The organism is Pseudochrobactrum lubricantis, from assembly GCF_041929865.1.
GTDB lineage: Bacteria > Pseudomonadota > Alphaproteobacteria > Rhizobiales > Rhizobiaceae > Pseudochrobactrum > Pseudochrobactrum saccharolyticum.
Genome location: NZ_JBHEEE010000004.1, coordinates 151,947 through 165,059 on the forward strand (window position 1 = coordinate 151,947; position 13,113 = coordinate 165,059).

The 13,113-nt window shown below is 53.3% G+C and carries 10 protein-coding genes; 7 read left to right on the forward strand and 3 right to left on the reverse strand.

The window, feature by feature from the left end; genetic code table 11:
- The first annotated feature begins 6 nt into the window (after positions 1 to 6).
- Positions 7 to 3,471, forward strand: coding sequence for a chromosome segregation protein SMC (gene smc / locus JNC80_RS09935; RefSeq protein WP_376710214.1), 3,465 nt, complete (start codon positions 7 to 9; stop codon positions 3,469 to 3,471).
- Positions 3,472 to 3,595: 124 nt separating this feature from the next.
- Positions 3,596 to 4,489: a cation diffusion facilitator family transporter gene (locus JNC80_RS09940; protein WP_376710384.1), complete on the forward strand. Its 894-nt coding sequence runs from the start codon at positions 3,596 to 3,598 to the stop codon at positions 4,487 to 4,489.
- 56 nt (positions 4,490 to 4,545) lie between these two features.
- On the opposite strand, the gene JNC80_RS09945 is transcribed toward JNC80_RS09940, so the two are convergent.
- The gene (locus JNC80_RS09945) at positions 4,546 to 4,893 is read right to left on the reverse strand and encodes a VOC family protein (RefSeq protein WP_028233815.1); all 348 of its coding nucleotides are present in this window, start codon (positions 4,891 to 4,893) and stop codon (positions 4,546 to 4,548) included.
- Positions 4,894 to 5,241: 348 nt separating this feature from the next.
- Between JNC80_RS09945 and ppdK the strand changes: the two genes are divergently transcribed.
- The gene (gene ppdK, locus JNC80_RS09950; RefSeq protein ID WP_376710215.1) at positions 5,242 to 7,908 is read left to right on the forward strand and encodes a pyruvate, phosphate dikinase; all 2,667 of its coding nucleotides are present in this window, start codon (positions 5,242 to 5,244) and stop codon (positions 7,906 to 7,908) included.
- 98 nt (positions 7,909 to 8,006) lie between these two features.
- Positions 8,007 to 8,885, forward strand: coding sequence for a polysaccharide deacetylase family protein (locus JNC80_RS09955; RefSeq protein ID WP_376710216.1), 879 nt, complete (start codon positions 8,007 to 8,009; stop codon positions 8,883 to 8,885).
- Between the two features lie 22 nt (positions 8,886 to 8,907).
- Here the strand turns inward: JNC80_RS09955 and JNC80_RS09960 are convergent, their stop codons facing one another.
- Complete coding sequence (locus tag JNC80_RS09960) at positions 8,908 to 9,288, reverse strand: hypothetical protein (protein WP_075654504.1); 381 nt, start codon at positions 9,286 to 9,288, stop codon at positions 8,908 to 8,910.
- Positions 9,289 to 9,649: 361 nt separating this feature from the next.
- Here JNC80_RS09960 and JNC80_RS09965 point away from each other — a divergent pair, with 361 nt between their 5' ends.
- Complete coding sequence (locus JNC80_RS09965) at positions 9,650 to 10,528, forward strand: DUF1499 domain-containing protein (RefSeq protein WP_376710385.1); 879 nt, start codon at positions 9,650 to 9,652, stop codon at positions 10,526 to 10,528.
- Positions 10,529 to 10,530: 2 nt separating this feature from the next.
- Here the strand turns inward: JNC80_RS09965 and JNC80_RS09970 are convergent, their stop codons facing one another.
- The gene (locus tag JNC80_RS09970; protein WP_376710217.1) at positions 10,531 to 11,436 is read right to left on the reverse strand and encodes an MBL fold metallo-hydrolase; all 906 of its coding nucleotides are present in this window, start codon (positions 11,434 to 11,436) and stop codon (positions 10,531 to 10,533) included.
- 186 nt (positions 11,437 to 11,622) lie between these two features.
- Here JNC80_RS09970 and puuE point away from each other — a divergent pair, with 186 nt between their 5' ends.
- The gene (gene puuE, locus JNC80_RS09975; RefSeq protein ID WP_376710218.1) at positions 11,623 to 12,540 is read left to right on the forward strand and encodes an allantoinase PuuE; all 918 of its coding nucleotides are present in this window, start codon (positions 11,623 to 11,625) and stop codon (positions 12,538 to 12,540) included.
- Between the two features lies 1 nt (position 12,541).
- Complete coding sequence (locus tag JNC80_RS09980; protein WP_376710219.1) at positions 12,542 to 13,048, forward strand: ureidoglycolate lyase; 507 nt, start codon at positions 12,542 to 12,544, stop codon at positions 13,046 to 13,048.
- Positions 13,049 to 13,113 lie beyond the last annotated feature (65 nt).

Sequence of the window (13,113 nt, forward strand, 5' to 3'; positions counted from 1 at the left end):
TGGCTGATGCGTTTTACCAAACTGCGCCTTCTCGGATTTAAATCTTTCGTCGAGCCGATGGAATTCGTTATTGAAGGCGGATTGACCGGTGTCGTCGGGCCGAATGGCTGCGGCAAGTCCAATCTCGTCGAAGCGCTGCGCTGGGTTATGGGGGAAAACTCCTATAAGAATATGCGCGCTTCCGGCATGGATGATGTTATTTTCTCCGGTTCAGGCACACGTCCTGCACGCAACAGTGCGGAAGTAACCCTGTTTCTCGACAATAGCGACCGCTCTGCACCGCCTTCCTATAATGACGTGGATGAGTTGCAGGTCTCACGCCGTATTGAGCGTGAATCCGGTTCTGTCTATCGCATCAATGGCAAGGAAGTCCGTGCCAAAGATGTACAGCTGTTGTTTGCTGATCAGTCTACCGGCGCGCGTTCACCGTCTATGGTCGGTCAGGGGCGTATCGGTGAGCTTATTCAGGCCAAACCGCAAGCACGCCGTGCATTGCTGGAAGAGGCTGCCGGTATTTCCGGTCTGCATTCCCGCCGCCATGAAGCTGAATTGCGTTTGCGTGCGGCTGAAACCAATCTTGAACGTCTTGAAGATGTGGTCGGTGAGCTTGGCACCCAGATTGAAAGCCTGAAACGTCAATCCCGTCAGGCTAATCGTTTCCGCGCATTGTCTGCAGATATCCGTGCGGCGGAAGCGATCCTGTTGCATTTGCGCTGGTCGCAGGCCAAGCAACAGGAAGGCGAGGCGCAGAGTGCTTTGGCAACCGCTACATCGCAAGTTGGTGCCATGGCACAGGCGCAGATGATTGCGGCCAAAGAGCAGGCTATTGCAGCACAGCATCTTCCGGAACTGCGTAATCAGCAGGCATCCGCATCTGCGGCCTTACAGCGTCTGACGATTGCGGTTTCGCAACTGGATGAAGAAGCGACGCGCCTGATACAGCGCCGGTCTGAGCTGTTAAAACGTCTTGAGCAACTGAGTTCTGACATCGCCCGCGAAGAGCAGATGTTGCAGGAACATGCGGCTGTGCTTGAGCGTCTGGACGATGAAGAGCAGGATTTGCGTGAGCAAAATGAAGTTTCCGGCGATCGTGCGATTGAAGCGGAAGAACTGCTGGCCACTGCACAGGAACAATTACAGGCTCATGAGTCTGAACTGGCGCAGATCACTTCTGCAAGAGCAGAGGCTGCAGCAGAGCGCACGCAAAGCGAACGTTTGGTACGTGATATTGCCGAGCGCAGTGAGAAACTCTCAGTGCAGTTGCGAACGGTAGAGCAGGACATTGCCGCGCTGGAAAACCAGCTGAAATTACTGGCCGGTACAGAAGAAAAAGCCGCCAGGGTAGCGCTGGCCGAAGAGGCGGTTCAGGCTGCGGAAGAGCAGGCTCTGGCTTGTGAAGAAATGGTAGAGCAGGCGCGGGAAGCCGAAACCGGCCGCCGCCAGCCACTGGCGCATGCACGCGAAGAGCTGAACCGGATTGAAACCGAAGCACGCACCTTAGCCAGTATTCTCAATAGCGGCCAGTCCTCCACCTATATCGCTGTTGTTGAGCAGATGCAGGTGAAAAAGGGCTATGAGACCGCACTTGGTGCAGCTTTGGGCGACGATCTCGAAGCGCCGGTTAATCCGCAGGCGCCGGTTTTCTGGACTGATATTGATAGCCAGAAGGCACGTGATTTCGGCTCCCTGCCGCAGGGGGCAGTGCCGCTGAGCACGGTCGTTGATGCCCCTGCGGCATTGCAGGCACGTCTCTCCCAGATCGGTCTGGTGGATGACAGTGAAGGTGCAAGCCTGCAAGCACAGCTGCAGAGCGGTCAGCGGCTGGTGAGTCGTGAGGGCAGTCTCTGGCGCTGGGATGGTTTTACAGCACGTTCCGATGCACCGACTGCCGCCGCACAACGGCTGGCACAGAAGAACCGTTTGGCAGAACTGGAGGCTTCGGCTGTCACCGCTCATAATCGTGTGATGCAGGCGGAAACGGCCTTGCGTCAGGCCGAAACGACTTTGCGCGAGGCAGTGGAACGTGAACGCAGTCTGCGGGATCATTGGCGCGCCGCGCAGCGTGAACTGGCGCAGGCGCGTGATGCATTGGCAGAAGCCGAGCGTGTTGCGGGACAATTATCCAGCAAACGTGCAGCGCTGGATGAGGCGAAAACACGTCTCAGTGACAGTCTTGAAGAAAACACCATTCAGCTTGAGGAAGCACAGATCAGGCTTGATGATTTGCCGGATCTGGCTGCATTGAACCTGCAACTGACCTCGCTGACTACGCAGGTTATGGCTGATCGTGCCGCTATGACAGAAGCCCGCGCCGCGCATGACAATCTGCGCCGTGATGCGGAAAACCGTCTGCGCCGTCTGGAAATGATCGGCCATGAGCGCAAAAGCTGGCAGTCGCGGGCAGAAAATGCCCGCCGGCAAATTACTGCGCTGACAGAACGCAGGGCTGAAACCAGTGATGAAGCGGAAGATTTGGCGGAAGCACCGGCGGATATTGAAGAGCGCCGCCGTGAGCTGCAAAGCGCTGTGGCGGATGCCGATGCGCAACGCAAAGAAACCTCTGACCGCCTGAGCATTGCCGAAACCGAGCAGGCCAAACTGGATAAGCGGGCAACGCTGGCTATTCAGGAACTGGCTTCCTCGCGGGAAGTGCGTGCCCGTGCCGAAGAGCGTTTGGCAGCAGCGGAAGATCGCCGTAAAGATACAGAAGCGCGTATCGCTGAGGTGCTGAATTGTGCGCCGCATGAAGCATTCCGCCATACGGGACTGAACGCCGGTGATCCGCTGCCGGATATGGATCACACAGATCGTCAGCTGGACCGTTTGAAGATTGAGCGCGAACGTCTCGGTGCAGTGAATTTGCGTGCCGAAGAAGAACAGCGCGAATTGTCCGAACGGCAGGACGCGATCATTAATGAGCGCGAAGACGTTATTGAGGCGATCAAGAAACTGCGTCAGGCCATTCAAAGCCTGAACAAAGAAGGCCGAGAACGTCTTCTGGCGGCATTTGATGTGGTCAATGAGCAGTTCCAGCGTTTGTTTACGCATCTGTTTGGCGGCGGTACGGCGGAGCTGCAACTGATTGAATCGGAAGACCCGCTGGATGCCGGTCTGGAAATTCTCGCCCGTCCTCCGGGTAAGAAGCCGCAGACCATGACCCTGCTTTCCGGCGGTGAGCAGGCTCTGACAGCAATGGCGCTGATCTTTGCAGTGTTCCTCACCAATCCGGCACCAATCTGCGTGCTGGACGAGGTGGATGCACCGCTCGACGACCACAATGTGGAACGCTATTGCAATTTGATGGATGAGATGGCTGCTTCTACAAAGACGCGTTTTGTCATCATTACCCATAATCCGATTACCATGGCACGCATGGATCGTCTGTTTGGCGTGACCATGGCCGAGCAGGGTGTGAGCCAGCTGGTTTCCGTTGATCTGCAAACCGCTGCTGCCATGCGTGAAGCAGTATAAAATTATAGTCTTGCTGAACCTGTTAAATCATTCCGTTTTCTTTTGTCCGATGCAAAATTAAGAATGATTTTCAGGCGTGTTTTATCTGAGTTGCAGACTGGCATGCAAAGCTGAAAGGCAGATGATGAGCGGCGATCATAATCATGCGGATGTAAGCACAACACCGGTTTCGAGGCTTTGGCTGGCTTTAGGCCTGACAGGGAGTTTCATGATTGCCGAAATCATCGGCAGTTATGTGACCGGCAGTCTGGCGCTGCTGTCTGATGCCATGCATATGGCGACGGATACTTTCGCGCTGGCACTTGCTCTGATTGCCATTTATCTGGGGCGCCGTGCAGCGGATATTTTCCGCACCTATGGTTATTCCCGCTTTGAAATTCTGGCGGCAGCAATCAATGCCGTTCTGTTGCTGCTCGTCGCATTCTATATTCTCTATGAAGCCTATGAACGTCTGTTCCAGCCTGCAGAAGTGCAGTCTGTCGGCATGATGATTGTCGCCGTTCTAGGTCTGATCGTGAACTTCATTTCCATGCAGCTTTTAAGCGGCAAAAAAGATGAAAGCCTGAATGTTAAAGGCGCTTATCTTGAAGTCTGGGCGGATATGCTTGGCTCCGTCGGCGTCATTGTCGGCGCGGTGATTATCTATCTGACAGGCTGGCAGTGGGTGGACTCGCTTATTGCCGTGGGTATCGGCTTTATGGTTTTTCCGCGCACATGGGTGCTGCTCAAGGAATGTATCAATATTCTGCTGGAAGGCGTGCCGGTCGGGCTGGATTTGCGCAAACTGGAACAGTCGGTGCTGGATGTGTCCGGCGTTGCCGAAATCCATGATCTTCATGTCTGGTCGCTGACCAAAAGCCAGCATTCCCTGACTGCGCATATTGTGCTGCAATCTGAGGCAAATGGTGAAGCCGTGCGCCGTGCAATCGAACAGGTGTTGCAGCAGCAATATGATCTGCATCATACGACATTACAGATGGAGGCCGAAAATTGCGCCCGTGAGGAAGACATTCACTAATCATCTACGGCACTCATTTAAGCGCCGCAGCTGTTATTATATCTGTGAGTGCCGGTTTAATTCTCGCTCCACACGGCCAGTTCATTACCGGACGGATCGGTGAAGTGGAACCGGCGACCACCGGGAAAGCTGAAAACCGGTTTGACGATTTTGCCACCTGCTTTTTCAACATCAATCAGTGTCTGTTCCAGATCCTCAGAATAGAGCACCGGCAGCGGCTTGGCATTTTTCGCTTCATCGCCCTGATAAAAGCCGCCGTCCAGTCCTTCAGAATGGGCGGCATAATCGGGGCCGTAATCGGTGAAGCTCCAGCCGAAGGCATCGGCGTAAAAGGCTTTGACGTCTTTCAGGCCGCTCTGGCCTGCAGGCATTTCGATATAGTCGAGTTTTCCGGTTTTACGCATGATGATCCCCGAAACAAGGTTGAGAATGACGTTTGCTAATAGCAGATTCCGCGTCGTTTTCATGTGCCGGAATCAAACTCTCAGCTGATTCCGTTAAGTTGCGGAAATGCAGATGAAAACACTTTTCGTGCTGCCGCAAATTATTCATCTGTTCAGACAATAAACCGGAAACGAATTCCGCAAAATCGATTTAAACAAATATACAGGCGCTGCGTTGCGCTTTGTTACCGTTTTTCTGTATTTTTCAGTAGCCCGCAGCAGTGCTATCGCTTAAGCAGGAAGCGTGTATCCGGTATCGGTTATCATGACTTACATTCAGCCTGAGCCGGACATAACAGGAGGACGGGAATGGTTAAGTGGGTATATCACTTCGGTGACGGCAAAGCTGATGGCGCTGCAAGTGATCGTAATCTTCTGGGCGGTAAAGGTGCAAACCTTGCTGAAATGAGCAGCCTCGGACTGCCGGTGCCTCCGGGCTTTACCATTACCACCGATGTCTGCACCTATTATTACGACCATGACCGGACTTATCCTGAAATCCTGAAAGATCAGGTCAAAGCTGCGCTGGAACATATCACTGCGCTGACCGGTCGCCGTTTGGGTGATGCGACCCGCCCGCTGCTGGTTTCCGTACGTTCCGGTTCCCGTGCATCCATGCCGGGCATGATGGATACGGTGCTTAATCTTGGCCTCAATGATGATACGGTTGCGGCAATCGCAGCCGAGGCCAATGATGAGCGTTTTGCCTATGACAGCTACCGCCGCTTCATCCAGATGTATTCGGATGTGGTGCTTGGCGTTGACCATTCTTTCTTTGAAGAAATTCTCGATGATGCCAAAGCCAGTCTTGATCTGGATGTTGATACCGATCTGACTGCTGATGACTGGCGCGGTGTGATCGATCAGTACAAGGCCAAGGTTGAAGAAGAGCTGGGCGAGCCGTTCCCGCAGGATCCGGAAGCGCAGCTTTGGGGCGCGATTTCCGCAGTGTTCTCCTCATGGATGAATGCCCGCGCGATCACCTATCGCCGCCTGCATAATATTCCGGAAAACTGGGGTACTGCCGTGAATGTGCAGGCCATGGTGTTCGGCAATATGGGCGATACATCAGCAACCGGCGTGGCCTTTACCCGTAACCCATCCACCGGCGAGCGCAAGCTTTACGGTGAGTTCCTCGTCAATGCGCAGGGTGAAGATGTGGTGGCCGGTATCCGCACCCCGCAGAATATCACCGAAGAAGCCCGTATCGAGGCTGGTTCCGAGCGTCCGTCGCTTGAGAAAATCATGCCGGATGCTTTTGCTGAATTCCTGAAAATTGCTGATCGTCTGGAACAGCATTACCGCGATATGCAGGATCTGGAATTCACCATTGAACGCGGCAAACTCTGGATGCTGCAGACCCGTTCCGGCAAGCGCACAGCTAAAGCCGCGCTGAAAATGGCTGTGGAAATGGTTGAAGAAGGGCTGATCGGCAAAGAAGAAGCCGTCAACCGTATTGATCCAGCATCGCTGGATCAGTTGCTGCATCCGACCATTGATCCGAGAGCCGAACGCCATGTGATCGGTATCGGCCTGCCTGCCTCTCCGGGCGCAGCAACCGGTGAGATCGTGTTCTCTTCGGAAGATGCGGAACAGCTGAAAGCGGAAGGCCGTAAAGCCATTCTCGTGCGTATTGAAACCAGCCCTGAAGATATTCACGGCATGCATGCAGCGGAAGGTATTCTGACATCGCGCGGCGGCATGACCAGCCATGCGGCTGTGGTCGCCCGTGGTATGGGCAAGCCTTGCGTTTCCGGTGCCGGTACGCTGCGCATTGATTACCGCAACGGCACAATGCTGACAGCCGGTGGCACCTTCAAAAAAGGTGATATCATCACCATTGACGGCGGCAGCGGACAGGTGCTGAAAGGCACTGTGGCAATGCAACAGCCGGAACTCTCCGGCGATTTCGGCAAGCTGATGCAATGGGCAGATGAAGCCCGCCGCATGAAAGTGCGCACCAATGCGGAAACACCGGCGGATGCCCGTGCAGCGCGATCCTTCGGTGCGGAAGGGATCGGCCTGTGTCGTACCGAGCATATGTTCTTCGAGGGGCCGCGTATTCTCGCTATGCGTGAGATGATTTTGGCATCGGACGAAAAAGGCCGCCGTGTTGCGCTGGATAAACTCCTGCCGATGCAGCGCGACGATTTCACCGAGCTGTTTGAAATCATGCAGGGGCTGCCGGTCACCATTCGTCTGCTCGATCCGCCATTGCATGAATTCCTGCCTAAGACGGCGGAAGAAATCGCCGAAGTCGCCAATGTCATGGGCGTGGATGTCGACAAGCTGACCGAGCGTGCGGAAAGCCTGCATGAGTTTAACCCGATGCTTGGCCATCGTGGTTGCCGCCTTGCGATCTCCTATCCGGAAATCGCGGAAATGCAGACCCGTGCGATTATTGAAGCGGCGATTGCCGCTGCCAAAGATACCGGTGAAGCGGTTATACCGGAGATTATGGTGCCGCTGGTTGGTATTAAAGCCGAGCTGGATTTTGTGAAAGCGCGCATTGATAAAGTCGCTGCGCAGATCATTGCCGAGAGCGGCGTGCAGGTTGATTATATGGTCGGCACCATGATCGAATTGCCGCGTGCTGCCTTGCGGGCAGGGGAGCTGGCTGAGACAGCTGAATTCTTCTCCTTCGGTACCAATGATCTGACACAGACGACATTCGGCGTATCGCGTGATGATGCTTCATCCTTCCTCACGCAATATCAGGCGCTGGGCATTATCGAACAGGATCCGTTTGTAACGGTGGATTTCGATGGTGTCGGCGAACTGGTGCAGATTGCATCGGAACGTGGCCGTAAACAGCGCAGCAATATCAAGCTTGGCGTTTGCGGTGAGCATGGCGGAGATCCGGCCTCGATCGGTTTTTATGAAAAGACCGGTCTGGATTATGTCTCCTGTTCGCCGTTCCGTGTGCCGATTGCCCGTCTGGCAGCGGCACAAGCGGCAATTGCTGCAGCGAAGTAACGTTGTAAATAATCAAGACGATGCGCCGGATGCTTCATCCGGCGCATTTGTAGTTTATGGTGCTATAAGTTCATTATTGAAACATGAGCCGGTGCGAGATGTCTGTCATTAAATCCTTATTGCTGAGCTTGAGCCTGAGCATAGGTGCAACTGCTGCGTTTGCTGCAGATGAAGCCTTGCTCTCGCCCAAAATTTCGCAGCGCCATCTGATTATTGAGCCGCAGCTAAATCTTGCCGGTAAATCAAATCCGATACAGGTCGCACTCACGCTGGATGCCTGCTCAGGTGACATCGATCATCGTATTCTCGACGTTCTGGTGCGGGAGAAAATTCCGGCGACCTTGTTTGTGACTGCGCGCTGGCTGCGCCGTAATCAGGCGGCAATTGAAGTTCTGAAAGCGCATCCGGATTTGTTCGCGATTGAAAATCACGGGGCAGAGCATGTGCCTGCAATCACCGTGCTGAAAACCATGTATGGAATTCCGACAGCCGGTACACCTGCTGCTATCGAAGCAGAGGTCAAAGGCGGTGCGGATAAGATTACGGAAATCTTCGGCAAACAGCCGCAATGGTACCGTGATGCGACAGCACGCTATTCAACGGATGCCGTGCGCCAGATCGAAGGCATGGGCTATAAGGTTGCCGGTTACTCGCTCAATGGTGATCGCGGTGCTTCTCTGCCTGCGGCAACGGTTGCCAAACGGATATCCTATGCCAAAGACGGTGATGTGATTATCTCACATATCAATCAGCCGAAGCGTGTCTCCGGTGCCGGTGTGGCCGAGGGTATTCTGGCGCTGAAGAAGAAAGGCGTGCAGTTCAGACTGCTGAGGGATATGCCTGCACGCGCAGCACCGAATGTGGTGAGTGAAACTGCGCCGCCGAATGAATCTGTTTCGCAGAAAGAGAATAAAACCCATTCTAAAATAAAGACAAAACCGGCATCCGCAGAGCCTGTTCCGGTCTCTGCGGAATGACATATCAGGTGTTTGAATGATTTCAGAGGCCGTTCTTTAGCTTGCCCATAACGGCAGCATAATTGCGGCCGAGGCTTTCAAACAGAACATTATTGCCCGAGAGCGGAGCGTGGGACAGCGTAATCCCGTCATTCAGCAAAGTGACGAAAACCACCTGATCCTGCACGGCAGACGGCACAAGAATGGCACCGATACGCTGCGCATTGGTGGTGTCCAGCGCAGGCATATTAAACAGGACTTCACCGCCGACAATTTCAGCGGCTTTGGCCAAGGACAGATCAAAGCCGTCGGTCAGAACATCCTGAGCACCGAGGGCAAATTCAACTTCAACTGCTTCTAAAGACGCGTTCTCCTCAGACGCGGCTATCAGGTTTTCGTTGGTGGAGGAGGGCGTTTGCCTCATAGGGGGAGCGTCTCCGGCTGTATAATTCTTCTTATCCGCAAACTGATTGTGGCAGTTTGTGAATTTGATGCAATCTCATTTTAGTGATTTGTTATAATATCATGATAAATAAAAATATTTCTCTTTTATCTATCGTTAATCACAGATCTTTACCTCTTTTGCTACCTGACGAAATGAACAGTTCTTGCAGGCAGCGATGCGGATCGCGTATTGTTTATGCTCGGCAGACCCTGAATATTGTGCGAAGCGCCTTCGCGGGACTGATTTCTTTACCCGCCTCGATGCGTAAAACAAAGAGACAGAGCGGTTTTACAATTCCGTGTTTACCGGAACCGCTCTCTAACCGGCAGTGCGGCAAGTGATGCTTGAAAATTATTACATCCGGCGCAAGGTAAGACGTCGTTCCTCGCGATCGGCGGAATATGCACCGGCTTGTGCTTTAGCCGGTTTAGGATTGCTCATTGCTGCGGTTACAGCACATCGTTTCGGTTTGATACAGCAGCCGGATCTGGTGTTTATTGTGGCACTTGCCGTGTTTTTCGCTCTGCTGGCTTTGCTGCTTTCTGCTAAATCTTTTTATAATTTATGGCGCAGCGGCGATGCGGGAGGGCGGCGTGCCATGCGTGCCTGCTTTATCGCTCTGGTCACATTGATCCCGCCTGCACTTGTGCTGGGGCAGATCAGCGGCACACCGCGTATTCATGATGTTTCCACCGATCTCGAAAACTCCGTGCAGTTCAATACTGTGATGAGCAATGAGCAGGATTTATTGCAGGATCATAAGCCGGATTTCCGCGTGCAACTGCTTCAAAAACTGGGGCTGGGTGATCTGACTGTGCAGAACAGTCTGGGTACTGATGCGGTGCCGGATATGTTGCAGCAAATCTCTGCCTATCCGGAAGTGAGTGGCAGGCAATATGACAGTGCACAGGATCACGTCTTAAAAGCTGTGCTTAAGGTGCTGAAAGAGCAGGGCTTTGCTGTAACTGCTACGTCCGGTACTGCCGGTGAAGACATGGATGTGAGTGTCGAGGCAACTACCAAAACCTTCATTCTGGGTTTGCACAGCGATGTGGTCGTGCGGCTCAGGGACGAGGCCGAGCAAACCACGGTCGATATGCGCTCCGTCTCACGTTACGGGCGCTATGATATGGGGTTCAATGCCGGTCTGATCGGTACGTTTTTTAATGCGCTTGATCTGGAAATGCGCAATGCCGTACCGGATGCGCCGGAAGAGTAAACTCAGGCAGGCCGGTAGAGACTGTCGGGCATCGGGTCGCCGTCCGTTTTGACTAATCCGCGTGAGACCAGATCTTCCAGATGGGCGAAAACCGAAAGCCCTGCAGCGCCATGCAGACGCGGATCAGTATCACGATAAATCGCGGCGACCATCTGCGCGATTGTTTCATCGCCCTGCATCACCCGCTCAAACACGGCCCGCTCGCGCATTTTCCGGTGAGCACGAAGTCCGCGTAAAAAGCGATGCGGTTTGGCAATCGGTGCGCCATGCCCCGGCAGATAGAGGCTGTCTTTGCGTTTGAGCAGTTTTTCCAGAGATTGCATATAGGCGCGCATGGAACCGTCTGGCGGCGCGACAATGGTGGTCGCCCATGCCATGACATGATCGGCGGAAAATAAGATGCCGCGATCATTGAGTGCGAAACAGGCATGGTTGGCCATATGGCCGGGGGTATGGATCACCTCTAATGCCCAGTCAGGATTGGTGAAAATCTCTCCGTCTTTGGCGCAAATATCCGGCGCAAAATCTGTGTCTACACTGGCATCCAGTGCATTGCTCTCGCCGTCAAATAACGGGCGGGCTGACTGATGCGGGCCCTGTGCAACAATGGTCGCGCCTGTCTCGCGCTTCAGCCTTGAGCTAAGTGGTGAATGATCGCGATGGGTGTGGCTGACAAAAATATGGCTGACCGGCCTGTCTGCTATAATACGCATCAGCGTTGCAAAATGCGCCTCATCTTCCGGCCCCGGATCGATAATACCGAGCTGGGCTTTGCCGATAATATAGCTGTTGGTGCCGTAACCGGTAAAAGCACTGGCATTATTGACGGTTACGCGCAGAATATCCGGCGCAACCTGTACCGCTTCACCATAGGCCGGATCAAATTGCGTATCAAATTTCAGAGACATCAAAGAGACTTTCCGGCAGGCATCACAATAATAACAGGGTGTCTATAAAGGCTTTTTAGTGACTTGTCCCGTTTATCCACTCCATATATTATAATCGACAATTATTGTTAAAATTGTCGACAATTTGACATTGACAAAGTGCCCGATGTTTTATCATTTTGAGCGGACAGAATTGGGGAACAGAACATGCAAAAATGTGGTGAACGTGAATTTATCGGATATGGCCGTCATACGCCGGATCCGCGCTGGCCGAACGGCGCGCAGATCGCCGTGCAATTCGTGGTCAATTATGAAGAGGGCGGTGAAAGCTGCATTCTCGATGGTGATACCGGTTCTGAATGCCTGCTGTCCGAGATTGTCGGCGCGCAAAGCTGGCCGAAGCAGCGTAACCAGAATATGGAATCGATCTACGAATATGGCGCGCGCGCCGGTTTCTGGCGGTTGTGGCGCATGTTCACCAAACGCAATATGGATGTGACTGTCTATGGTGTGACCAAAGCCATGGAACGTAATCCGGAAGCCGTTGCGGCGATGAAAGAAGCAGGATGGGAAATCGCCAGTCATGGCTTGCGCTGGCTGGAATATAAAGACTTCACAGAAGAAGAAGAACGCCGTCATATTCAAGAAGCCGTGCGTCTGCACACAGAACTGACCGGCGAACGCCCTTACGGGATTTATCAGGGTAAGCCTTCAGACAATACATTGCGGCTGGTGATGGAAGAGGGTGGTTTTGTCTATTCCGCCGATTCCTATGCCGATGAACTGCCTTACTGGATTGAAGGGCCAAAAGGGCCGCATCTGATCGTACCTTATACACTCGATACCAATGATATGCGCTTTGCCACGCCGCAAGGCTTTAATGCCGGTGATCAGTTTTTCAATTATCTGAAAGACACTTTTGATGTGCTCTATCGCGAAGGCGGGGAAGGCGCGCCGAAGATGATGTCTGTCGGTCTGCATTGCCGCCTTGTCGGCCGTCCGGGGCGTGCGGCGGCGCTGGAGCGTTTTCTGGATTATGTGCAGTCGCATGACAAAGTCTGGGTCGCCAAGCGTATTGATATTGCCCGTCATTGGCATGAAAACCACAAACCGGCAGGGAAATAGAATGGAGCTGATTAATTTACCGGTACGGGCTTTGACGCCGGAGAATTTCGCACCTTTCGGGGATATTATCGAAACCGGCTTGAGTGAAGTTAAGCTCATCAACTGGGATATTACTGAACGCCACCACGCGTTGGCGAAAGCCGATGTTATCGGTGAGGAAGCTCATGTTTTGATGAACATTTTCCGCAGCAAGCCTTGGCAGCTGCCGCTGACCATTAAGATGGTTGAACGCCATCCGCTGGGTTCGCAAGCCTTTATGCCGCTGAACGGACGCGACTATCTGGTGGTGGTTGCAGAAGATAATAATGGTGTCCCGCATCAGCCTGTGGCTTTTCTGGCGCGGGGCAATCAGGGTGTGAATTATCATCGCAATGTCTGGCATCATCCGCTGCTGGCACTGGATGAGACTTCGGATTTTCTGGTGGTTGATCGTGGCGGTGCAGGCAATAATCTGGAGGAATATTACTTCTCGCAGCAAAATTTCACGATTTCTGGCAGGAGTATTTGACCATCCGGTCAGATGCTTCGAATCCACATAGTTTAAAAGCGGCATGAAACAGATCAGAAATGTCG